This is a genomic window from Secundilactobacillus hailunensis (assembly GCF_005405185.1).
GTDB lineage: Bacteria > Bacillota > Bacilli > Lactobacillales > Lactobacillaceae > Secundilactobacillus > Secundilactobacillus hailunensis.
Genome location: NZ_BJDO01000018.1, coordinates 24,362 through 48,026, shown reverse-complemented (window position 1 = coordinate 48,026; position 23,665 = coordinate 24,362). Strand labels below are relative to the sequence as shown.

General features: G+C 44.8%; 24 protein-coding genes. 16 read left to right on the top strand and 8 right to left on the bottom strand.

All coding sequences use genetic code 11. The annotated features are described in order from the left end of the window. Window positions 1-141 precede the first annotated feature (141 nt). Window positions 142-759 (bottom strand): hypothetical protein, encoded by a 618-nt coding sequence (locus FFM73_RS06530; protein WP_137630968.1) that lies wholly within the window; start codon window positions 757-759, stop codon window positions 142-144. A gap of 348 nt (window positions 760-1,107) precedes the next feature. Here FFM73_RS06530 and arsA point away from each other — a divergent pair, with 348 nt between their 5' ends. The 4 genes from arsA to FFM73_RS06510 all read left to right on the top strand — a co-directional run bounded on the left by arsA (window position 1,108) and on the right by FFM73_RS06510 (window position 5,284). Then, on the top strand, window positions 1,108-2,838 hold the full coding sequence (gene arsA, locus FFM73_RS06525) for an arsenical pump-driving ATPase (protein ID WP_137630967.1): 1,731 nt from the start codon (window positions 1,108-1,110) through the stop codon (window positions 2,836-2,838). Window positions 2,839-2,856: 18 nt separating this feature from the next. Further along, window positions 2,857-3,186 (top strand): arsenite efflux transporter metallochaperone ArsD, encoded by a 330-nt coding sequence (arsD, locus tag FFM73_RS06520; RefSeq protein ID WP_137630966.1) that lies wholly within the window; start codon window positions 2,857-2,859, stop codon window positions 3,184-3,186. 95 nt (window positions 3,187-3,281) lie between these two features. After that, window positions 3,282-3,860: a TetR/AcrR family transcriptional regulator gene (locus FFM73_RS06515; RefSeq protein WP_171001225.1), complete on the top strand. Its 579-nt coding sequence runs from the start codon at window positions 3,282-3,284 to the stop codon at window positions 3,858-3,860. A 143-nt stretch (window positions 3,861-4,003) separates the two neighbouring features. Then, complete coding sequence (locus tag FFM73_RS06510; protein WP_137630964.1) at window positions 4,004-5,284, top strand: YhgE/Pip domain-containing protein; 1,281 nt, start codon at window positions 4,004-4,006, stop codon at window positions 5,282-5,284. A 71-nt stretch (window positions 5,285-5,355) separates the two neighbouring features. Here FFM73_RS06510 and FFM73_RS06505 read toward each other — a convergent pair whose 3' ends face one another. Both FFM73_RS06505 and FFM73_RS06500 read right to left on the bottom strand, forming a co-directional pair. Continuing rightward, on the bottom strand, window positions 5,356-6,342 hold the full coding sequence (locus FFM73_RS06505) for an amidohydrolase family protein (protein ID WP_137630963.1): 987 nt from the start codon (window positions 6,340-6,342) through the stop codon (window positions 5,356-5,358). 6 nt (window positions 6,343-6,348) lie between these two features. Beyond that, on the bottom strand, window positions 6,349-6,972 hold the full coding sequence (locus FFM73_RS06500; RefSeq protein WP_137630962.1) for a nuclear transport factor 2 family protein: 624 nt from the start codon (window positions 6,970-6,972) through the stop codon (window positions 6,349-6,351). A 223-nt stretch (window positions 6,973-7,195) separates the two neighbouring features. Between FFM73_RS06500 and FFM73_RS06495 the strand changes: the two genes are divergently transcribed. The 4 genes from FFM73_RS06495 (at window position 7,196) to FFM73_RS06480 (ending at window position 11,490) form a co-directional block, all read left to right on the top strand. Continuing rightward, the gene (locus FFM73_RS06495; RefSeq protein ID WP_137630961.1) at window positions 7,196-7,711 is read left to right on the top strand and encodes a hypothetical protein; all 516 of its coding nucleotides are present in this window, start codon (window positions 7,196-7,198) and stop codon (window positions 7,709-7,711) included. A 143-nt stretch (window positions 7,712-7,854) separates the two neighbouring features. Further along, window positions 7,855-8,298, top strand: coding sequence for a LytTR family DNA-binding domain-containing protein (locus FFM73_RS06490; RefSeq protein WP_171001224.1), 444 nt, complete (start codon window positions 7,855-7,857; stop codon window positions 8,296-8,298). Further along, the gene (locus tag FFM73_RS06485; RefSeq protein WP_137630959.1) at window positions 8,295-8,744 is read left to right on the top strand and encodes a DUF3021 domain-containing protein; all 450 of its coding nucleotides are present in this window, start codon (window positions 8,295-8,297) and stop codon (window positions 8,742-8,744) included. Before FFM73_RS06490 ends, FFM73_RS06485 begins: the two co-directional genes overlap by 4 nt. Before the next feature lie 286 nt (window positions 8,745-9,030). Next, entirely contained in the window at window positions 9,031-11,490 is a 2,460-nt protein-coding gene (locus tag FFM73_RS06480) for a phosphoketolase family protein (RefSeq protein ID WP_137630958.1), read from the top strand. A 151-nt stretch (window positions 11,491-11,641) separates the two neighbouring features. Here FFM73_RS06480 and FFM73_RS06475 read toward each other — a convergent pair whose 3' ends face one another. Continuing rightward, window positions 11,642-12,586 (bottom strand): aldo/keto reductase, encoded by a 945-nt coding sequence (locus tag FFM73_RS06475; protein ID WP_137630957.1) that lies wholly within the window; start codon window positions 12,584-12,586, stop codon window positions 11,642-11,644. Between the two features lie 264 nt (window positions 12,587-12,850). Between FFM73_RS06475 and FFM73_RS06470 the strand changes: the two genes are divergently transcribed. Next, the gene (locus tag FFM73_RS06470) at window positions 12,851-13,552 is read left to right on the top strand and encodes an ABC transporter ATP-binding protein (RefSeq protein ID WP_137630956.1); all 702 of its coding nucleotides are present in this window, start codon (window positions 12,851-12,853) and stop codon (window positions 13,550-13,552) included. 5 nt (window positions 13,553-13,557) lie between these two features. Then, on the top strand, window positions 13,558-16,128 hold the full coding sequence (locus FFM73_RS06465; protein ID WP_137630955.1) for an ABC transporter permease: 2,571 nt from the start codon (window positions 13,558-13,560) through the stop codon (window positions 16,126-16,128). Window positions 16,129-16,230: 102 nt separating this feature from the next. On the opposite strand, the gene FFM73_RS06460 is transcribed toward FFM73_RS06465, so the two are convergent. Both FFM73_RS06460 and FFM73_RS06455 read right to left on the bottom strand, forming a co-directional pair. Then, window positions 16,231-17,106 carry a DMT family transporter gene (locus FFM73_RS06460; RefSeq protein ID WP_137630954.1) on the bottom strand — a complete coding sequence of 292 codons (876 nt, stop codon included), beginning with the start codon at window positions 17,104-17,106 and terminating at the stop codon, window positions 16,231-16,233. A 162-nt stretch (window positions 17,107-17,268) separates the two neighbouring features. Beyond that, entirely contained in the window at window positions 17,269-18,045 is a 777-nt protein-coding gene (locus FFM73_RS06455) for an acetoin reductase (protein ID WP_137630953.1), read from the bottom strand. A gap of 180 nt (window positions 18,046-18,225) precedes the next feature. Here FFM73_RS06455 and FFM73_RS06450 point away from each other — a divergent pair, with 180 nt between their 5' ends. Beyond that, the gene (locus FFM73_RS06450) at window positions 18,226-18,531 is read left to right on the top strand and encodes an HIT family protein (protein ID WP_137630973.1); all 306 of its coding nucleotides are present in this window, start codon (window positions 18,226-18,228) and stop codon (window positions 18,529-18,531) included. A gap of 149 nt (window positions 18,532-18,680) precedes the next feature. Continuing rightward, entirely contained in the window at window positions 18,681-18,998 is a 318-nt protein-coding gene (locus FFM73_RS06445) for a HesB/YadR/YfhF family protein (RefSeq protein ID WP_137630952.1), read from the top strand. Window positions 18,999-19,080: 82 nt separating this feature from the next. Here the strand turns inward: FFM73_RS06445 and FFM73_RS06440 are convergent, their stop codons facing one another. Both FFM73_RS06440 and FFM73_RS06435 read right to left on the bottom strand, forming a co-directional pair. Next, window positions 19,081-19,338, bottom strand: coding sequence for a Txe/YoeB family addiction module toxin (locus FFM73_RS06440; protein ID WP_137630951.1), 258 nt, complete (start codon window positions 19,336-19,338; stop codon window positions 19,081-19,083). After that, a complete protein-coding gene (locus FFM73_RS06435; RefSeq protein ID WP_137630950.1) occupies window positions 19,335-19,598 on the bottom strand; it encodes a type II toxin-antitoxin system Phd/YefM family antitoxin in 264 nt (87 codons plus the stop codon). Before FFM73_RS06435 ends, FFM73_RS06440 begins: the two co-directional genes overlap by 4 nt. 195 nt (window positions 19,599-19,793) lie before the next feature. Between FFM73_RS06435 and FFM73_RS06430 the strand changes: the two genes are divergently transcribed. The 4 genes from FFM73_RS06430 (at window position 19,794) to cobD (ending at window position 23,653) form a co-directional block, all read left to right on the top strand. Then, on the top strand, window positions 19,794-20,174 hold the full coding sequence (locus FFM73_RS06430; protein WP_137630949.1) for an Rrf2 family transcriptional regulator: 381 nt from the start codon (window positions 19,794-19,796) through the stop codon (window positions 20,172-20,174). A 19-nt stretch (window positions 20,175-20,193) separates the two neighbouring features. Further along, on the top strand, window positions 20,194-20,817 hold the full coding sequence (locus FFM73_RS06425; protein ID WP_137630948.1) for a CatB-related O-acetyltransferase: 624 nt from the start codon (window positions 20,194-20,196) through the stop codon (window positions 20,815-20,817). A gap of 339 nt (window positions 20,818-21,156) precedes the next feature. Continuing rightward, window positions 21,157-22,014, top strand: coding sequence for an ethanolamine utilization protein EutJ (gene eutJ / locus FFM73_RS06420; RefSeq protein WP_208994775.1), 858 nt, complete (start codon window positions 21,157-21,159; stop codon window positions 22,012-22,014). A 565-nt stretch (window positions 22,015-22,579) separates the two neighbouring features. Next, window positions 22,580-23,653, top strand: coding sequence for a threonine-phosphate decarboxylase CobD (gene cobD / locus FFM73_RS06415; RefSeq protein WP_137630947.1), 1,074 nt, complete (start codon window positions 22,580-22,582; stop codon window positions 23,651-23,653). Window positions 23,654-23,665: the final 12 nt, after the last annotated feature.

Genomic DNA, 23,665 nt, shown 5'->3' with positions numbered 1-23,665 from the left:
AGAAACGGCCTCACTCCAGACGAATACTGGAGTGAAGCCGCTTAGGAACACATAAAACTTTATATTATTTCATTTGTCAACTTGACAGGGCATAGTGCACGATCTGGGCCTTTTGCTGGTGTTGATTAATCGATACCGCAACTAATTACTTACTCTAGGTTTAGGATTTCCCACTGACGGATCAATTTCTAACCGGAACAAAACGTCGCTGTGGTCGGTTAGTGGTAGCCCGTCTAAATAAACTTCACGGTAGGTATCGAGATTACGGGGCTGATAACTTGCCTGCTCGATTGCTGTCTTAAGCGATTGTAAAGCGGCTGATTGGCTACCTGCTTCACCGTGACCCGTTGCCTGAATCTCAGTACCTTCAGTCAGGTGTTCAAAGTGTATCTGGTTAGCCAAAGCAGGTGCCAAGTTAGCAATCTTTTTAGCGGCCTCAAAGATATTTTCGTGAATAAATAACGGTTGTTTGAGCCAGATCTTAAACCGTTCGCCATCACCATCGGCAATCCAAACTGCTTGAACTGGGTAGGGACGGTAGGATTTAAAACTGTCAACTTCAATGCCAATATTCGGACTGTCAGCAATGGTTGCTGCCAATTTTTCAACGGCTGTTGCCAAGGCTAAAAAAGTGTCATCTGCGGTGTGGCTTGAAGTGCGGCCTTCTGCAGTGATATAGCTACGTGTAGTTAACTCAACGAGTTCTGGAACAACTGAACGCTGATATTCAGCAGGTTCCAATATTTCCCAGTTAAACATCGTGTTACCCCCTTTAGGTGAATGTGTGCGAACGGTACGAATCAACTTTTATGTGCCGTCATTTTAAAACAATCGGGGGCAATGTACCACTATCTAGCTCACTAAAATGCCATTAATTTGATAACGGTTTCAGCTGCAGTTTTGAAAATGGACTTAATCCCTGCATATTCAGGCGGATGACGTGCACTCGCAGTTCGTTGTTTGAGAGAATACCACAGATAGGGTGGGTGGCCCTTTTGATTTTGGCGGGATTGCCACCTATAATTAAGGCAATCGAGCGTATGAAGCAGTAATTAGTTTAGAAATTCTTGTAAGCGCTTACTAATTGAACGATTTGGAGGCGATAAATTGAACTTATATGATCCTTTAACAGCCAATCTGACCCACTACTTATTTTTCACGGGTAAGGGTGGCGTTGGTAAAACCACCATGGCAACGGCCACGGCGGTCAAACTAGCGGACGCTGGTAAGCGGGTAATGATCGTTTCCACGGATCCAGCCAGCAATTTACAAGATGTGTTTGAAACCAAACTGACGAATCAGCCGCAACCAGTGCCAGGAGTTGCCGGACTTGATGCCGCCAACTTTGATCCCATCGTTGCTGCAAAAGAATACCGTGATAGAGTGGTTGCACCGTACCGGGGTGTCTTACCGGAAGCAGCGATTCAAAATATGTCGGAACAACTATCCGGTTCTTGTACGGTTGAGATTGCGTCATTTAACGAATTCGCAAAATTCTTGACGAATCCGACCATTGATCAGCGCTATGACTATATTATTTTCGATACGGCTCCCACTGGCCACGCTTTACGGATGCTGCAGCTGCCTAGCGCCTGGAGCAATTACCTAGATCACAATCAGGAGGGAGCTTCGTGTCTCGGTCAGTTAGCTGGCTTAGGCAAGCAAAAAGCCACCTATCAAAAGGCGGTTGAAACCCTGAATAATGCGGATCTCACCACTTTAATGCTGGTCACCAGACCGCAGCGGGCTTCTTTGATTGAGACCAAACGGGCAGCTCACGAACTGGCCGAAATTGGGATGACTAACCAGCGCCTGATTGTTAACGGCGTTTTAGAGGAGCCAACTGACGCGGCTTCTCAGACCATCTATGGGCAGCAACAAGCTGACTTACGAGATATGCCGGGCGTATTAAGTCAGCTACCAAGTGCTGAAGTCCCACTGCGAGCGTACAACGTCACCGGTTTAACAAACATTAGAGCGTTATTGCAGGTTCAGCAACCAACCATCACCGTTCAATCTGGCCAGCACATCGCCTTTCCATCGATTGACCGGATCGTCACTGATCTCATCAGAGAAGACAAGCACATCGTCTTCACCATGGGTAAGGGCGGCGTTGGTAAAACCACGGTGGCGGTGCAACTGGCTAAGAAACTGTCGGCCCACCATAAAACGGTTCATTTAGCCACCACGGATCCGGCTGATCACCTGTCGCTGTTTAAAATCGATGATCCAGCCATCACCGTCAGCCACATTGATGAACAGCAAGTTTTAAAGGATTATCAAGATGACGTGTTAGCCAAATCCAGACAGACCATGTCTGCGGACGATGTGGATTATATCGCTGAAGATCTGCGGTCACCTTGCACCCAAGACATTGCGGTGTTTCGGGCGTTTGCTAACGTGGTGGCGCAAAGTGATAGTGATGTAGTCGTGCTAGACACCGCACCAACTGGGCACACGTTATTGTTGCTGAATTCCACGGAAAACTATGCCAAAGAAGTTAAACGGACAACGGGTGAAGTACCGCAAGCCGTTCGTGATCTGTTACCGCGGCTGCAGGATGCCAAGCAGACGGAAATCATTACGGTCACGTTGCCTGAAACCACCCCAATTGCTGAATCGCTGCGGTTAAATGCTGACCTGGAGCGAGCCAAGATGCCGCATAAATGGTGGGTTGTTAATCAAAGTATGCTGGCGGTCAACACTACAAACAGCATTCTTCAGGCGCGGGCCAAAGGTGAAATGAAGTGGATCGATCAAGTAAAGGCTGTTTCCAACGGATATTATGCCGTTGAAAAGTGGCAGTCCAATTATGAGCAAGTTAATTTAACGGTTTAAACGAAGGTCGTGAATAAGATGAAAAAAATTGAAATTTTTGAACCAGCACTCTGCTGTCCCACAGGATTATGCGGGCCCAGCGTGGATCAGAATCTAGTCCGTCTAACTGCTTTTCAGCGTTCCGTGAATCATAGTGGACACGCCATGATCGTTCGGCGTAATTTAGCTCAAAATCCCCATGCTTTTGCCCGTAATCGGCAGGTAGTCAACTTACTCGAAACGGATGGGATGGCATGTTTGCCAATTACCTTTAATGATGGCAAAATCGTCAAAACGGGCAAGTACCCAACTAATGACGAATTAACCGCTTATTTGGGTGAGCCTTTAGCAAAGACTAAGCAGCAGTAGGTGATCTCAGTTTCTAACCTGGCGATTCCAAGACTATGCTATGATATAAGTCAGCAAGTGACTAAAATAATGGTAATAACTAGGTGAAAGTTGAATTGACAGATAAACGGATCATCAAAACAGAACGGGATATCAAGCAGGCCTTTTTGACGCTGCTGAAGACGACCCCGTTTCAGAAAATCAGCGTTAACCAAGTTTGTGATCAAGCTTTGGTTTCTCGTTCTACCTTCTACGAACATTTTCAGGATAAATACGATCTGCTGGGGCAGCTGGTAAAACAGTACACACTGTTATTTCAAAAGCTGGACAAGCAACGGGCAACTCAGATCATTAATCAGGAGACCCACGTATTATCCATTTCAAAAATTGCGGTCACCTTACAGGACCACCGCGAAGCCTTAAATGTGTTGCTGGCAATTCACGAGGATCATTTAGATCTGCTGTCCAATTGGGAACAGTGTCTGAGTGAAACCTGGCAACGGGTCAATCAGCGCTATGGCGCAGATCGGCAGGCACCAGAAGGCTTCGTTTCCAACCTAGAGTCCGCGATTGTTTTAAACTATATTCGCTGGTCGCTGCAAAATGGAATGAGTGATGACGCCGCTGGTTTAAGTGAAAAAATGATTCGGAGTATTTATGGTGGTAACTTAAATACTTATCCAAATACCAAGTAATTAATTATTGTTAAAGTGTTGGTTATCGTACTTTTTAGCGTGCAATGTCCGTTATCGGACACTGCACGCTTTTTTGCAGATTGTGACCACTGACAGGGTGTTCCATACTAGATATAACTACAACTATAAGGGAGAAGAATTTTATGAAAAAATGGTTTAAACACCCATTAGCATACGTGGCGATGCTGATTTCGGTTATCACCGGTGTGCTGTTTATTGTCTCAGCAGTACCGGGATTTAATAAATTACCTCATTCCACTGACCAGTTACGCATGACGATCGTGGATCAGGATAAGACGACGGTCACGAAGAAAATGACGACGGGGTTAAAGGATAACGTGCCGTTTAAGCACGTCACCACTACTACGAATCTGTCCGCTGCTAAAACGCGGTTATCTAACCGGACGGATGCCATGACGGTTGCAATTCCAGCAGGGTTCACGAAGTCGGTTGAAACTGGCAAACAGCCGAAACTCAACTTCTACGTAAGTGATTCCAACGGCCTCTTGCAAAATAACATTTCGCGTTCAGCAATCTCAGCAATTCAAGATAAAATTGCCGCCCAGCTGACTTCGGGACGCATTACGGGTGCGATGGCGGAACAGATTGGTCCGCAGATCGCTAAAAAGGCCAGCGCACAGGCGCAGGCCAAGGCGGCTAAAGCCGGTGGTCAAATGCCACCTGCAATGATGAAAAAGATGCAGCAGCAGGTTAAACAAACAGTAACGAAACAGACTCAGATTCAGGCACAGCGAGCTGCCAAAAAACTGACAGCTGCGCCAGTCAGTCACACGACTCATCTGAACAAGCTAGGCGATAATTATCAATATCAGATGGCACCGATGTTCTTAAATCTAGGTCTTTATTTAGGCTTTATGATCATGGGGATTATCCTAACGCTCATGTTTATGGGCGGCCGGTTTGCGATGGGAAAGTGGACTGCTTTTCTAGCAGCTCAGATCAATGGTGTTCTAGGAACGGTAATTGGACCGTTAATCACCATCTTGACGTTACGCTGCTTCATTCAATTTTCTGGGAGTTCGTTTCTGACGCTTTGGGGCAGTGAGTGGCTATTTGGCCTAGGTGCCTTTGAACTAAGCTTTGCCTTGGCATTGCTGATGTTTGGTCTACCATCGATCATTGTGCAGTTACCGCTGATGGTGTCACAAGTTATTGCTGGTGGTGCAATCATCCCAAGAAAAGCCATGGGCGGCTTCTATCAGTGGTTGAGCTATCATGCCCCGATGTATCAGGGTGTCTACCTGTCATTCAATGCTTTATATGGTGGCGGTCAGACTGGTGCCTTCGACACAGCACTTTGGCTAGTAGCTGGTCTTGGTCTGTTGGCAACCATTTTGATTGTCGCGATTAGTTATCGTAGCCGACAACCAAAGGGATTTGCGAAATGGGTCAGCTTTGATTAACTGAATAGATTGATAAAGCCTCAAGCATTACTCTGACGAGAACAATGCTTGGGGCTTTATTAGCGTAGCAATTAATTTAACTTAAACAGTTTTTCAGCGTTGCCGTGACCGATCTTTTCGCGGACGTCTTGTTTGATCGGTGCCTGTTCCAAGAAGTTAGCGACCTGGTCTTCACGTCTGAGAAACGGGAAGTCTTCTGCCCAGAGAACGTGATCAGGCCTCATTTCAGCTAGGGCCAGGTTCATTTGCGGCTGGGTAAACATCCCCGATGCTGTGACGTAAACGTTGTTGCGATAGTATTCGGAGAATTTCCGGTCCAAATGAGTCGGCGTCATGCCGGTAAATTCATCGAGACGTTCCAAGAAGTAAGGCACAAATTCACCCCAGTGACCCGAAACCAGTTTCAGGTTAGGCAGCTTGTCAAAAATGCCGGAAAGAATCAGATGCAGCATCTGAATACCTTGTTCCATATGCCAGCCCCAGCCGGCTAGTGAGATCATGTCGCCAACTTGGTCAGAGTATGACGGACTGTGGTAGAGCATTTTCCGTTCGGCTTCTCTCACCATACCAGGGTGCAAGTAGATGGGGACGTCTAATTTGGCAGCCATTTCGAAGATGGGAAAATACTGCGGTTCATCTAGAAAATGATCATTGGCTAAACCGCCAATGATGGCACCGTTAATGCCTAACTGGGTAACCGCACGTTCTAATTCTTGTGCAGCAGCGTCTGGAACGTTAACTGGTAAGGCTGCTAATCCAGCGAATCGAGTTGGGTGTTTTTTAATTTCGCTACTCAATAAATCGTTGATTTGGCGGCAACTGGCAATGGCTTGCTTATCGGATCCTGCCTGCTGCGGACCACCAGGGTTAGATAGGACCTGCATATCGATCTTGTACTTATCCATGTATTCAAGGCGTTTGTCAAAATTGTGCAGATACTGATCCACAATGTTAGCTTGCGGGCCTTTCGGGTCAACTTTAGTCTCTTGCTTGCCCTGTGGTGCTGATTGACTTGGGTCGAGTTCAAAGTGTTCTTCAACGGTAATTATTTTTGTCATATTAGGCTACTCCTTTTTTTCGAACCAATCTTGAACACCACCAAGAAATTTTTGAACACTGGCTGGCTGATCCAGACCAGGTAGATCATCGCTGGTTTTGGCTCCGAGATCTTTTAGAACGATGGCGAGGTTCTTGTAGCTGTCGCGAGCGCCTTCAACTGGTTTGATGTCCTTCGGTGTAACGGGTAACAGGGTATCGCGCTCGTAAACGGGGGTCATGGAATAGATTTTCCACTCACCGTTGACCCGCTTGAGGGAGTAAACCAAACGGACATAAATCAAGTTGTCCATGGTCTGCCCCTGAACCGGTGTTCGGCCAGTCATGGTAGTGACTACAATAGCTACGGCTTTATCACCGTTCAGCCAGACTAAGGTTTCGTGCATTTTGTGCGCTGGTAAGGAATCCGTTTGCGCATCGGGACCTGGTTTGGAAGCTTCCAAGAAGCCCTTGATGGGGCCCTTATACCAAGAAATCTCAATGGTGGCGTCATCGGTGTAGCAGGTCGCCATGCCATCCCACAGACCGTAGTCGCGGGCGTAGCGTTCATAGTGAACTAACTCCGTAATCTGGTACTTATCCAGCATTTCTTGTGCATTATGGGTTTGGGGGCGTGTTTCTTCAAACAACATTAATGGTAACTTCCTTTCAAAACTAACTTTTTAATTTCATCTATGATAATACAGTATAGTCAATAATTGATAGCTGTCAATTAAATGCTACTCGATGAATAAAAGGGGTGAAAGGATTACTAAATTAGAGGCAGAAATGATGCTAGCTTTAGTAGAAGTTGCTGAAAGATTGCAATAGCAGTATGCTTATGCTGGTATAAATAAAAGGTCAGGAGTGCTTTCAATGAAAAAATTGATGCTTGCTGCAGGGGTTTTGATTGCTGGGCTTAGTTTGTCAGGAGTGGGTGCGAACGCTAAATCAGCGGGAACGGCTTCGAAGTCAGTTCGCGGGACTTGGTATTCGACGACTGCTCACTATCGTGGGGAAAAAGCGGGTGAACAGGTGTCGTTTTCAACCCATAAGTTAGCTTGGCATTCGTTTCCATCTGGTACGGGTAACTTCGGCTACCTGCCAACAATCAGCAAAGTTCACGGCTGGTACCGGATTAACGTCGGGCAAATGGCTAAAATGGCCCAGAACAAGCATCAAGCGGTAGCCGGAGCTGGTTGGACGAAGGCCGATTACATGTATTTCCGGCACGTGACCCATAAGGTTAATGGAAAGACGCAATCTGTTTTGCTATGGAATGTTACCGGCTCGAAGTTGAAGTCAGCCCAGGTGTTTATTCACGCCAAAACGCTATTGCCTAAAGGACAACGGACTGTTTCTGTTAACAGCAGTGGTAGCTATAGATTTTAAATGACACGCCAAAATGACCGTTAGCCTCGAGTGCTAACGGTCATTTTTGACCACTTATCTGCTGAAACCGACCAGTTATGCTAATCAGCTGGCTATCAATATGGGAAGAAGCTAAACTAATTTTGAAAGGAGGGGAAACCAACATGGATGTTATCTTCAACTTAGCAGAAAAGTTCGTTAAACCGTTCATCAGTATTAACGCACAAAAAGAAAACCGAGAACTGGTACAGCTTTCTGTAGAAATTGATCAGCTGGTCAATAACATGACGATTATAGGTTACCAGAATGAGAGGCAAATCGTCGTACCATTCTATCAGATCATTCGATTTTACACACAGGATAAACACGTAGCCTGTGAGACGGTGGCGGGCACTTACCAAGTTCGGCAACGGATGTATGAACTCAGAGAGCAGCTTTCAGAATCAACGTTCATTGCCGTGTCAAATGCTGAAATCGTTAATAAAACGGCAATCAAATCATTTTCACTGACTAATAGCGGCAGTTACCAGATTCATTTAACGACCGGCGCGACCACGTACACTTCTAGACGTTATGTACACCACATTAAGGAGGCGTTTTTAAAATGAAAATTATCTCACACACAATTTCAGGAGCAGCAGCTGGCATTACAATTGGTTTTTTACTAGCACTCAGCTTTTCACTGCTGAATCATACAACGGTTTTTATGTCATCAACACCAGACTTTATTAACCAATTTCCTAATTCTTTGATAGCAACAATTGCTTCCGCTGGTTTGTGGGCGCTGATGGGGATTGTATTCGACGTTGGCAGTTACCTGATTTTTGAGACGCAATGGAGCATTACCCGACAGACGATCGTTCACTTTATTGTGACCTTTGCGTTGTTCACGCCGTTAGCCCTCCTCGCTGGGTGGTTTCCAGTTCAGAGTTATTTAATTTTCTACTTTATTGAATTCGTTATTATCTATATTATTGTCTGGTTCATTTCAATGCAAATTGCTAAACAAAAAGTACAGCGGTTGAATCAATTAGTTGATAAAGCAAAGAAGTAAATAAAAATCAAATTAGGCAGAAAATCATGAATTTATTTCAAAATTAACTATCGAATTTCTGCCGTACATAGTATGATTTAAGCACGAGAAATTAGATTGGTTTCAATTGCTGATCATTTTGTGAAAATGCGAAATTAAGTACATTTTCAATAATTGGACCGTATCAATTTAAAAAGTTGTTGACTTTTTGGCAGAAATTGATATTATTAATAAAGCAAATGGACCATAACGATTTTTCGTTAATTGTTAGAAGAAAGCTATTCAAGATGAAGGAGTGTACAAATTCATGACAGTAGATTATGATTCCAAATCATATTTGGAAAAAGTTGACGCCTGGTGGCGTGCCACAACTTATCTTTCCGGTGGTATGATTTTTCTGAAGAGCAACCCATTGTTCTCAGTTACGAACACACCAATCCAAAAGGACGACGTAAAAGTTAAGCCAATCGGTCACTGGGGGACTATTTCAGGACAAACCTTCCTGTATGCCCACGCCAACCGTTTGATCAACAAGTACGGTTTGAACATGTTCTATGTTGGTGGCCCCGGTCATGGTGGCCAAGTAATGGTAACTAACTCTTACTTGGACGGTACTTACACCGACGCTTACCCTGAAATCACTCAGGACCTTGAAGGGATGTCACGTCTTTACAAGCGGTTCTCATTCCCTGGTGGAATTGGTTCCCACATGACTGCCCAAACTCCTGGTTCACTTCATGAAGGTGGCGAACTTGGTTACTCACTTTCACACGCAACTGGTGCCGTTCTGGATAACCCAGACCAAATCGCCTTTACTGTTGTTGGTGATGGTGAAATGGAAACCGGTCCTGCAATGACTGCTTGGAACTCAATCAAGTTCTTGAACCCTAAGAACGACGGTGCCGTTTTACCAATTCTTGACTTAAACGGCTTCAAGATTTCCAACCCAACCCTCTTCAGTCGAATGAGCGATGACAAGATTGCTAAGTTCTTCGAAGGCCTTGGCTGGTCACCTCGTTTCCTTGAAAACGATGATATTCATGATTTCATGACTTACCACGAAAAAGCGGCTAAGTTATTTGATCAAGCAATTGCTGATATTAAACAAATTCAAAAAGATGCTCGCGAAAACGGCAAGTACGAAGATGGTACTATTCCAGCTTGGCCTGTTGTTATCGCACGTTTGCCTAAAGGTTGGGGCGGTCCTAAGACTAACCCAGCTGGCGAACCAATCGAAAACTCATTCCGTGCTCACCAAGTTCCACTTGGTTTAAGCCAAAACAACCTCGATGAATTACCAGCATTCGAAGCTTGGATGAACTCATACAAGCCAACCGAATTATTTAACGCTGATGGTTCATTGAAGGCTGAAGTTGCTGACTTTGCTCCTAAGGGCGACAAGCGGATGGCAGCTAACCCCGTAACTAACGGTGGCCGTCGTCGTGGTGAAAAGCCTGCTATGCTTGACTTACCTGACTGGAAGAGCTTAGCTAACGACATCAACGAAAACAACCGCGGTACGTTATTATCAGATGGTAACCGCAACATGGATATGAACGTGCTGTCATCATTCTTTGCTGGCGTTGCCACTAAGAACCCAACATCATTCCGGGTATTCGGTCCTGACGAAACCATGTCAAACCGTCTCTGGGATATGTTCAAGATGACTAACCGTCAATGGATGAGCAAGGTCAAGGAACCTAATGACCAATACGAAGCCCCAGAAGGCCGTATCTTAGATGCTCAATTGTCAGAACACCAAGCTGAAGGTTGGCTTGAAGGTTACACTCTGACTGGTCGTCAAGGTATCTTTGCTTCATACGAATCATTCCTGCGCGTTGTTGACTCAATGACCACTCAACACTTCAAGTGGATTCGTCAAGCAGCTGCTGAACCATGGCGCAATGATTACCCATCATTGAACCTGATCTCAACTTCAACTGTGTTCCAACAAGACCACAACGGTTACACCCACCAAGACCCAGGTATGCTGACCCACTTGGCTGAAAAAAAGTCTGACTTTATCCGTCAGTACCTGCCAGCCGATGGTAACACGTTGTTAGCTGTCTTTGACCGTGCCTTCCGTGACCGTCAAAAGCTTAACCACATCGTTGCTTCTAAGCAACCTCGTCAACAATGGTTCTCAATCGATGAAGCTGAAGAATTAGCTACTGAAGGTATCAAGACCATTGACTGGGCTTCAACCGTTGCTGAAGGTGAAGATGCAGATATCGTCTTTGCTTCAGCTGGTGTTGAACCAACTATTGAAACCTTAGCTGCAATCGACATGATCAACGATGCATTCCCATCAGTTAAGATGCGTTATGTGAACGTTGTTGAACTTGGACGTCTTCAAAAGAAGAACGGCCCTCTGAACGCAGAACGTTCATTGTCAGATGACAAGTTCGAAGCACTCTTCGGTCAATCAGGGACACCAGTTCTCTTTGGTTTCCACGGTTACGAAGATTTGATCGAATCAATCTTCTACGAACGTCAACACTTAGGTACACACGTTCACGGTTACCGTGAAGATGGTGATATCACCACTGCATATGATATGCGTGTCTACTCTGAACTTGATCGTTTCAACCAATCTAAAGATGCTGTTAATACATTGATGGCCAATGGTGTTATCGACGAAGCTGCCGGTAAAGCCTTTGACAAGAAGATGGATGACATCTTAGCAAAACACTTCAAGGTTACTCGTGATGAAGGTCGCGATATTGAAGAATTCACTAAATGGCAATGGACTCCACTGAAGAAGTAATTTTCTTTAACGGATAACTGAACATTTGAAAAAGAACCAGTCCTTAATTGGGCTGGTTCTTTTTTTGCTAACTGTAACTATTAATTTTAGTTATTCGTCAGAGGTATCGAGATTGACCTGTAGAGGCTACAATCTAAGCCTCCTTATTCGTTCACTTATCCATACTATGTTCCCAACTACCCTGGGTATTCACATGTGCTTGATCGGCCAAAGATTCCAATGCCTTCATTTCGTCAGACGTTAAATTAAGCGAAAGGGCACGTTTAGTATCGGCAATGTAGTGTTGCTTAGTGACACCGATGATCGGGGTGGTGTTCTTTTGAATGACCCACGCAGTAGCGATGTCAGCCACTGCAACGTGGTATTTACCAGCCAGTTCAATCATTTTGGCCAATAGTTCATTTAGCTTTGGCAACAGCGGGTTGTACTTTTTTGCCCGGTTACTGTCACCTTCAAATGGGTGAGCAGCATCGTGCTTACCCGTTAGTACCCCTTGCTCCAGAACCATGTAAGGGAAAAAGGTAATGCCATTTTCGTGACAGTAATCTAAGATTCCTTCATCTTCAGATTTACGATCGAGCAGACTGTAGTGGTTTTGCACAGCATCAAGTTCAACGCCGCCAGCATTCAGAATTTCTCTAGCCCGTTTAATCTGTTGCAGATTGTGGTTAGAAACCCCAACGTGTTTGATAAGTCCCTTTTTGACAAGTGGAATAATCATTGGTGTCCATTTTTCAACACCCTCCGCATTGTGAATCCAGTACAGATCAACGTGGTCTGTGTGCAGTCGTTTTAAACTGCCGGCTAGCATATCGCCAACGGGATTCTCACCCGATCCAGCAAAACGCGGTGTGAACTTCGTTGACAGAAAGTAGTCGTCACGGTTATAAGCCGTCAGACAATTGCCTAATAAGGTTTCGGAAGATCCTTCACCATACGCAGCGGCTGTGTCCCAGAAATTCAAACCGTTTGCCATAGCTGAATCAACTACGGCTTGGAGATCAGTTTGAGTTAAATGATTACCAAAAACTTGGTCACCGCCGTTTAAGCCAGAGCCCCAAGACCAGGTACCAAGTGCAACTTTTGTGTTGAACATAACAATCCCTCTTTTAAAATTAAATTTTTACTTACCACCGATTATGGTGAAAATGGTTAACGATTGCAAACGATTGGTTTGTTTGGATGATTGAATGGTTAGTTTGGTGCGTCATTCAAGTAATTAGTCTGAAAAATAGGGACTGATTCGATAATTAAGTTAGTTCAATAGGTGACCATCCCAGTGTTCACCAAACTTCGCCTTGAATTTCAACGTGGGTCAAGCGATACTCAATATAAGAAAGCTTAAATGAGGTGGGTGTGTATGAGTTACATTGAGGTGCAAGATGAGTCTAAAAAATATCAAATGGGTGAAACTGAAATTATTGCCAATAATAAATTGAATTTTACGTGTGAACAGGGCCAATTGACCGTGATCTTAGGACCAAGCGGTGCTGGTAAGTCAACCGTACTGAATATTTTAGGCGGCATGGATACGCCAACGAGCGGTGCAGTTTTGATTGATGGCGTCGATATTGCTAAATTTAACGACCGCCAGTTAACGGCATATCGGCGCAGTGACGTGGGCTTTGTTTTTCAATTCTATAACCTGATTCCGAACTTAACGACCAAGGAAAACGTTGAACTGGCTAATTCAATCGTGGCTGACGCGTTGGATGCGGAAGAAACACTCCGGGAAGTGGGACTGGGTAATCGCTTAGATAATTTTCCGTCCCAACTTTCCGGTGGCGAACAGCAACGGGTAGCAATTGCTCGCGCTTTAGCTAAGAACCCGAAGTTACTCCTTTGCGATGAACCCACCGGCGCCTTGGATTTTGAAACCGGTAAGCAAGTTTTGAGCTTGCTGCAAACGGCTAGTCAACGGGACAACAAGACGGTGGTCATCATCACCCATAACGCGGCGATTGCTAAAATGGCGGACCGCATCATCCGCATTAACGATGCCCAAGTTCGCTCGGTTGAAGATAACCCCACGCCAGTTCCCGTTGAGCAGATTGTGTGGTGATCAGCATGAAGCCAATGACGAAAAATATGTGGCGAGAGATTGCTGCTAATAAGGGGCGTTTCATTGCCATTATTATGATTATCTTACTAGGAACGCTGATCTTTGTGGGTGTTAAAGCGACCGGTCCCAGTTTGAATGACTCGATGGATACCACGGTTAAGACTGAGCATCTAAGCGATGTGCAGTTATTTTCGACAACTGGTTTTACCCACAAAGACGTCCAAACGGCCGAGCAAGTGAGTGGCGCGCAAGCAGAAATCAGCAAGTTTAAAGATGTCACCGGTGGCAAGGATGAAGACGTGGTTGCGCTGTATGGCTACCAATCCGGTGCCAAACAGAATCAGTTAAAATTACGCAGCGGTCATTTACCCAAATCAGCTCATCAGATCGTACTGGATGAACGGGCCAAACGGAATTACGGTTATCATTTAGGGGACACTTACCGGTTTAACCGGCAGGCCAACCTCAAGCAACGTTCGTATCAGATTGTCGGTTTTGCAGATTCACCGCGGTATATTGATTACACCACCCGTGGTGCAGCGAACGTTGGCGATGGGACGGTGGCCTATTTCGCTTATCTTCAACCGCAGCAGTTGAACCTTTCAACTGCCACGGTGCTAACGGTTAGGTTTAAATCGTTGCAGGGACTGAATGCATTTAGTAATGACTACCAAACTGCGGTGAATAAAAAAGTGAGTGCGCTGAAGACTGCCTTCAAACCACGCGCCAAGCAGCGTGATTGGCAGCTATCAGCAAAGGTAAAACGGTCCTTTGCGCCGCAACAGCAAAAATTAACGCGGGCCTCACAGCAGTTAGCGCAGTTAAAACAAGCAGCCGGAGAGTCTGCAGCACTTCGCCAGCAGCAGGCAGCACTACAGAAGAATCAAGCCAAGCTCACCGCAGCCTTGAAAAGGGCTAACACCCGGACGCAGACGACCTATACTTGGCAGACGCGTGAAGACCTCCCGGGGTTTACGTCATTTGGCGACACCTCGGATCGTATCGCGACGATTGCTAATATATTTCCAGTGTTCTTCTTCCTTATTGCAGCGCTGATCACATTCACGACGATCACGCGGATGGTCGAGGAAGCACGCCGTCAAATCGGGACGTTTAAAGCGCTGGGCTATACTAAGTGGGCCATTGCGCGAAATTATTTGACCTATGCCTTAATGGCTGGCTTGATTGGTGCTCTTTTAGGGAGTGCAATTGGCAACGTGACACTGCCGCGATTAGTGATTTCAATGTATCACATGAGTATTCCACTAACGACGGTGATACCAGTGATGTGGACGGTGATCACACTAGCCGTGGCGTTCTCATTGTTAGCAACGGTGGGGGCAGCGATTATCGTTGTCCGGCGTGAACTGGCGGAGAAGCCAGCCGCTTTGATGCAGCCCCGTGCGCCTAAATCAGCTAAACGTATTTTAATGGAACGGATCACGCCATTGTGGCGGCGGATGAGTTTTAATCAGAAAGTCTCGTATCGGAACCTATTTCGGTATAAAAGTCGGATGTGGATGACGATCATTGGTATCGCTGGCGGGACCGCGCTGATCCTGACGGGGTTTGGCCTTAATGATTCGATTGGCTCAACTGCCAGTCAGCAGTATGGCCAGATCTTTCACTATTCAGCTACCGTGTCGCTGGTCCATAATGATCAGAGTAAAAAGGCAATGACAATTTTGAATCAGTCGGCTGCCTATAAGGGTGCGACGAAGGTCAATATGACCACTGGTAAAGTGAAAGCCAATGCTAAACAAATCAGCGATGTTAATTTAGTCACCCCGAATAATCAGCAGCAGTTCAAAAAATATGTCACACTAAGTCATTCACTCAACACAAAAGGGTTGGTGATCAGTAAGAAGATTGCGTCTCAACTTGATGTAAAGGCTGGCGATAAGGTTAATTTCACCACCACAACTGGTCAAAAAGCGGCCCTGAAAGTGGCGGCGGTTACCCCGAATTACATGGGCGTGTTTGCCTATATGAGTCCGACCGCCTATCATCATGCCTTCAATGTTGAGCCGGTAGTGAATACGTTGTTTGTTAAACTGAACGGCCAATCTGATCGGCAGCAAAAACAGCTGGCCAGACAGTTACTGAAGCATGGTGGTGCGCTTGGCACCAGCTTTGCTTCAGATCAAGAAACCACGATCAAGACCATGAGCAGTTCCATGAACGTGATTGTCCTGATCATGATCTTACTATCTGGTGTACTGTCATTTGTGGTGCTGTATAACCTGACTAATATTAATATTTCGGAGCGGATTCGCGAACTGTCAACGGTGAAGGTACTCGGCTTTTTTGATAATGAAGTAACCATGTACGTTTTCCGAGAGAATATTTTGCTGACGGTCTTTGGCATTATTCTTGGATACGGTGCCGGTTGGGGACTGCTAAGCTTTATTTTGAATCAGGCGACGACTGCGCAGGTGGTCTTCCCCGTGATTATTCGTTGGCCGGGGTTCGTGGTGGCCACGTTATTGATGGTAGCCTTTACACTGATCGTCATGTGGGTGACCCATCAGAAACTCAAGCACGTGGATATGGTAGAAGCGCTGAAGGAAAATTAGGTTCTCGTTCGTGAGAGCGAAACTAGATAGCGAAAAACGCCAACCCATTTCTGAAAGATTGGCGCTTTTTGGTAGCTTAAGTAAAGCATATTTAAATGATAGTTAACTTTCAGTTCGTGGCCAGCGGGCTTTCACAATCTCTGAAGCAACCACGCTTAGAAAAATGATGGCTGCTCCGAAATATTGCTGACCAGATAAGACTTCGCCTAAGGTTAGGAAGGCAAAAATTGCGGAGAAAATTGGTTCCAGTGAATAAATGAGGCCCACCGTATCTGGTGCCAGATAGTGCTGTACCTGCGTTTGTGCAACAAAACCAAAGGCGCTGCAGATCAAACCTAGCGCTAATACCGCACCCCATTGGGAAGTGGTTTGCGGCAGTGTAATGCCGTCCAGTAGACCACCGAAGATGAGCCCTTCACCACCAGCGACGCCCAGTTGCCAGATGCTGACGCTGAAGGTGACTAAATGTTTCTTTGACAAGATATCAGAGGCGATAATGTAGATTGCGTAGATGGCAGCACAGGCGAGGCACAGCAGCGCGTTGAAATTCAATTTTAATCCCGCACCATTCGCCACCAGCAGGTACAGACCAATAACGACAACGATGGTGGCGATAACCGTACTCAGCCGTGGAAAGCGTTTCTTAAGAATCGCTCCAAAAATCGCCACAAAGACCGTGGTAGTACTCAGCAAGAAACCGGCAGTTGAGGCATCGGTATGCTGCAGACCAATCATGACAAGGGTGAAGGCGCAAAATAACAGGGTTCCTAAAATAAAACTGGCTGCTACTTCCTGATGGGAAGGGCGTTTTAAAACTCTAGCGAAAATAATGATGGTGGCTAGAAATGCTACTGTAAAGCGCAGACCAACCAAGAATAAGGGCGCGACACTGACGAGGGCAATCTTCATCCACATATAGGACGCTCCCCAAGAGGCGGTTACCAGTAGCATCAGCCAAAAAGCACGGTGACGATTCATATGTATGACATCCTTTGAATAATATTTGTATAAGACTCATTTTACACTAAATGAAGTATTCAAGAAAAGGTATTTCTGATTGATTAAAGGTGATGCAAATATAAAAACGTTCCTACAAGAATTAGCTTGCAGGAACGTTTTTTTAGTCGTTTAAAGTTTATTTTAAAGCAGGCCACCGCCATCAACGGCGTAAGTCTGACCAGTGATAAATTCAGCTTCTGGACTGGCTAAGAAGGTGACCATGTTGGCGATATCGTTAGGTTCAACGGTTCGGCCTAGCGGAATTGTACCCACGTAATCCTTCTTGTTTTGTCCCAATGGTTTGCCGTTAATTTCAGACATTTTCGCATCAATCTCATCCCACATACCAGTTGTGCCAACGACACCTGGTGCATAGGCGTTGATGTTAATGTGATCAGGAGCATATTCCAAGGCAGCGTCTTGAGTGATGCTGATAACTGCGGCTTTCGTTGATGAGTAAGTTGCCCAGACTGGGAAGGCGTGCATCCCAGCAATGGAGGACGCGTTGATGATTCGGCCCGGAACCTTTAATTCCTTGAATTTCTTGGCCGCAGCCTGAATCCCGTAGATGACACCAAAGACGTTGATCTTATAGCTGAATTCCAGATCTTTAGGTTTGATATCTTCAAACTTATCAACTTTGGCAACACCGGCATTGTTGACCATCACATCAAAGCCGTTTAATTGATCAGCAGCTTGGTCGACGGCTTTGGCAACCGCAGCTTGATCCGTGACGTCAACGGGAACGAAGATGGCTTTTTGACCAGCATCTTTAACGCTAGCAATCACCGTTTGGGCTTTTTCCTCTTGTGCCGGTAAATCGGCCACCGCGATATCGAAGCCTGCCTTTGCTAAGTGTAAACTGACTTCAGCACCAATTCCTTGAGCAGCACCTGTAACCATTGCAACTTTTGTCATAATCGGGAAACCTCCAAGTTATTTTTAATAGAGTACTTTCAAATTGTACGTGATTGAAAGCGTTTTTACAAACAATCTGCTTTAGTTCTATCAGAAATAATAACGGTGGTACAATTAAGTATGAATAATAGTTTCTGACTAGGGTAAATGACTGGTCAGTTGAGAGAATAGGTGATTGAAATGATTGATGATAACTGTGTTTTCTGCAGCAAACCAGCCGTTATCGAAAATAAGCTGGCGAAGGGTTTCTACGATATTCATCCGGTGGCACCGGGCCACTTTTTAATTGTCCCCAAGGAACATTACGTAACCTTCTTTGATGCGCCACGAGACGTGCAGATCGCCATGATCGATTTACTGGATCAGGCTAAAGATTACTTAGATGAGCAGTATCATCCCCGCGGTTATCAAGTGTTTAGCCATGTTGGTCAAGCTGCTTTCCAGAAGGTCTTTCATGCTCACATCCACTTGGTACCGGTAGCTTAAAGCTTTGATAAAATCAATTGTACACAAATTAAATAAAACACAAGTATTATTTTTCACCCCGCTGTTAGGGTATGGTATATTGAAGCTGACGCAAGAATGATGCGTACTTTAATGGCAGTTAAACAGGTTATCCAAGGAGGATATCTTTTATGAAATTACAAATTACCGATGCTGCAGCGAAGTGGTTTGAAGATGAAATGAACGTGAGCGCGGATCAAAGCGCAGCGATTCGTTTTTACGGCAAGTTATATGGACGTACCAAAGTGCATCACGGCTTTTCAATTGCGCTGGCAAGGGAGTTAAATCCGCATAACTTTGGTGTTAAAGTGGTAAAAGATGGTGTTACTTTCTACATTGAAAAAGATGATCTATGGTTCTTTGCCGGCTATGATCTGGTTGTGGACTATGATTCTGAAAAAGATCCAGAAAATGTCCAGTATGAGTGGACGGAAAACGACGAATTGTAAGGCTAACCACGTTACTTCCATTCAGCGATAAATAGTCAAAAAACACCCAGTCAACAGATTGGGTGTTTTTAGTTTAAATTCATCAATAATGATAACGACAGGCGTAGATGCGAATCGTTTGTTTATCGATACTATAGATTAGTCGATGTTCTTGCGTGATTCGCCGAGACCATTTACCTCGTAACTCATGTTTAAGTGGTTCTGGTTTACCAATTCCTTCAAATGGGTGTCGGTCAATATCATGAATAAGCTTATTGATCTGACGAATGGTTTTTTTATCGTTTTGATTGTGCCAGTACATATAATCATCCCAGGCATTATCAGTCCATGATTTAATCATTGCTCATCATCCAATAATTCGTGTTGATGACCATCGTTTTGAGCAAACTGGTCATCGCCTTCACGGATTCGATCCATTAATTTGTGATTACTGAGAACGTACATCGTTTCCTGCATGGCATCATAATCATCTTTATTCATAACGACAATGGAATTATCCGGTTCTTTAGTGGTAACAATCAAACTATCTGCGTCGTCATTTACTTTTTGCATATAAGCTTTTAAATTGCGCCGAAAGTTACTGTAAGTGACTGTGTCCATATTAATCACCTCGTTTATATTTAAGTTGAGTATATCATGTTTGTTGATTAAGTACAGTATATTGTACTTAAAATACACCATTTACTTTCGTAAGACTAAGAATCAACTTTTACGCATTTTTTTGGATTGAGTGATTGACATTTAAACTAAATTAAGATATTGTAGATAAACGTTATCTATAATAGAGGCGATTAAATGAAATTCACACAGGCAACCAATATGGGACTGCACGTAATGACCTATTTAGTTCAAAAGCAGTCCCAGCAAAATACCAGTATTAAAGAGTTGGCGGACCGCTTTCAAGTGTCGCCAACGTACTTATCCAAAATATTGACTAGGCTAACGAAGGCTAATTTGATCACATCGGTTCCCGGTGTGAAGGGTGGCTACCGCATTGCCCAGCAGCCCGACAAGATTACCTTTGCGATGATTATTGAGGCGCTGGATGGCCGGCCCGATTACCAAGACGCGCTGGAAGGTGCGGGCGAGCAATGTGAGATTGCGGCCACGATTCAAACCGCAGAAGAACAGATGTGGCAGTATCTCGAAAATAAACGGCTTATTGACTTAAAATAGATTTAGACGGGGGATTTTGATGAACACTGAACTTTCATTGGCAGATTTTAGAAAACAGTGGCGTGAGCGCAACGGCCACAACACGACTACGGTGGCCGATTATACTTTTCCAATCGACAAAGTGACCGTGGGCAGCTTTACTTACGGCAACCTGGATATTCGCTCCTGGGATGCGGATAATGAACGGCTGACCATTGGTAACTTTTGTTCTATCGCTGATAACGTGACCTTCTTAATGGGTGGGGAGCATGACTACAAACGCTTCTTGAGCTTTCCCTACGATGCGTTCTTTGTGACCAAGCAGGCGGATGTGCAGGCCAAGGGGCCAATCACTTTAGGCGATGACGTTTGGATTGGCGCTAACGTGACGGTGGTTTCTGACGTTAACATTGGTCAGGGCGCAGTGGTCGCTGCGGGCAGTATTGTGACCAAGGACGTCCCACCATACGCCATTGTGGGCGGTAATCCGGCCAAGGTGATCAAGTATCGGTTTAAACCGGCAACGATTGAAGCGTTGCTGAAACTTGATTTTAGTAAACTGGATCCAGACTTCTTTGTGAAGAACCGGGATATATTGGCTAACATTGATATTGACCAGGATATCAAGACTTTAACGCAATTGATTGATAATTATAAAGCTTAAAGATGGACTGCCCAGTGATGTGCAGTCTTTTTTATTGCGAAGGGTAGTCTAATTTCTACCAGTAACTAACTTAAATTGATACAAAGGCGTCAAGATAGAACATATATGTCGCTTACGGAATGTAACTTCTCATGATAAGATATTAAATGAATACTATTTCACAATGGCTAATGGGAATCGCTCAAGTCTAAAAATCACGTTTACTTCCTATATGATTAAAGGGGATAGTGGTCTATTCACAAAGGTTTAAGTCATCGAAATTAGCCGTAATAAGCATTACTTATAAATGTAAGCGCTATATCAAATGATTGACATACTTTTAGGAAGCTGGGATTAAAGATGACTAAAAAACAAAAGATGGACCTCGATGCAGTTAACCAGCAGCTTGATCAATTTGATCAAGTTGTTAACAGCGAAAAGGCGATGAGAAAGGTCACACCTCAAGAAAAATTACGGGCTGGCGTCGATCTGGGGACTTCCTCAATCGTGTTAACCGTTTTGGATAGCAAGGATAAGCCGATATACGGGGCGTTTGAGTACGACCATGCCGTTCGTGATGGTCTGGTTGTAAACTACATGGAATCCGTTCGAATTTTGGAAAAATTAAAACAGAAAGCCGAAGACGTGTTAGGTGTACCGTTGACGACAGCTTGCGGTGCGATTCCACCGAAGACTGGTGAAGGCAGTGCCAAGATCGTTAAAAACGTCATTGAAGCTGCTGGTTTCATCTGTCCGGCAATTGTTGACGAACCAACGGCGGCTGCTAAGTTTTTGCAGATGCAAGACGGTACGGTGGTTGATATTGGTGGTGGGACAACTGGTATTAGTGTGTTTCAGCGCGGTAAGCTGGTTGAAGTACTGGATGAAGCCACTGGTGGTTTTCATATGACGCTGGTACTAGCGGGCAATCAGCACATCAAGGCTGATAAGGCAGAACTCATCAAGCGCGACCCCGCCAATGAAGATGAAGTCTTCGGCGTGATTCGGCCAGTAGTCGAGAAGATGGCAACTATTACCAAAACGGCGGTGAAAACTGGGGTCAAGCAGCCAGTAATCGTCGTTGGCGGTGCCATTAATTTTAAGGATTTCATCCCAACGTTTAGTAAGACACTTAAACTGCCAGCTTATAAACCTGACTATCCGCAGTTTGTGACACCGTTAGGCATTGCGATGTTTGATGATGGGAAAGCAGAATAGACTGGGTAACAAATACCGTCATCGCTGAGTTTTTAATGATATAAACAGCGTCCGGACAGGTTTCTTTAAAGTGAGAAACCTAGTCCGGACGCTGTTTGTCTGCTGGAAACAATTAAGGGGGATTTAGCTCTTTTTAGTCATGATTATTTTGCAATGACAAAATAATGCTAAAACTTGTGAAAGAGACGAATTATATTAGTAATTTAGCACATGTTCGCCTTACTTTGCCTTAGATATGCTGAATACTACAAAACTGCGAGTTTGCTCAGAATTGTACGATAAAATGAAATTAGTTAAGAATGTTGCGTTGGGAATAGCTTTGAACCAAAGTGGTTAGTTCACAAAGGATGACTTTCCTTGGATAATTCAGATTGGCTAAAACGGTTAGCACTCACGGCGATATTGATTGCGCTGTATGTCGTTGGGTCTAATATTACGTTGCTGGCTATGCCATTACCGTTTGATCGAAGCAGTTTCCCTCTATCTCATTATGTTATGGGAAGAGCTGTTGTACGTTGCAATGTCAGATCGTGTAACACACGCAGCATTTCTGGGGTGATAAAAGATGATGACAGTAAAACACGGTGGGAACCGTGAGCAAATTGCAGCAAAGACGGGAATCGCTGCGGATAAATTAGTGGATTTTAGCGCTAATATCAATCCGCTGGGTCTTTCCCCAAAAATGAAACAGGTTTTAGCGGATGCCTTGGACGAAGTAGTTTATTATCCCAATCCAGATTATCCGGAATTAAAACAAGCCATTGGACAGCACTTTAATGTAACCGCCAACAATGTCTTCGTTGGCAACGGTGCGGTTCAGATGATCTTCGATGCTGCAACAGCACTGAAGGCCCGTGAAGCGCTGGTTCTAGTACCAACGTTTGGTGAATACGAACGCTCATTGACCCGCGCAGGTGCCCACGTCAGCCATTTTAAGCTGAAACCGGAAAATGATTTTGCAATTAACGTTGATAAGTTATTAACATTTTTAGATGCGCATTCAGAGGTCGATTTGATTTGTTTGTGCAACCCGAATAATCCTTCGGGACAGATGTTACTGCCGGCAGACGTTAAGACCATTGCGGAATATTGCCGGACTCATCATATCTGGTTGATTGTTGATGAAGCGTTCATGGACTTTGTGGAGGGGGATCGATTGAGCGTGATCCCGCACTTAGACGACCGAGACCCGGTTGTCGTGATCCGTTCTGCAACTAAGTTCTTCGCCATTCCGGGGCTGCGCTTAGGCTTTCTAGTGACGAAGAATCCAGTCTTAAGAACGAAATTATCAGAACAAGAAGAACCGTGGACAGTTAATATTTTTGCCCAGCGGTTTGGTGAAAAAATGTATCAGGATACCGAATACATTACTAAAACGCAGCAGTGGTTAGGTCAGGAAAAACAGTATCTATTTAATGCGTTACAGCAGATCAGCTACCTTACCGTCTTTCCGTCACGGGTCAACTACTATTTGTTCCGTAGTGACATCGTGAATCTCAGAGAAAAATTATGGCAATCAGGCATCATGATCAGAGATTGTTCCGATTATGTGGGCCTAGATGGTCATTACTATCGGGTAGCGGTGCGCTCGCATGAAGAAAATCAGCAGTTGATTGCGGGTTTGAAAGCGCTGTTATAAAAATTAGTTGAA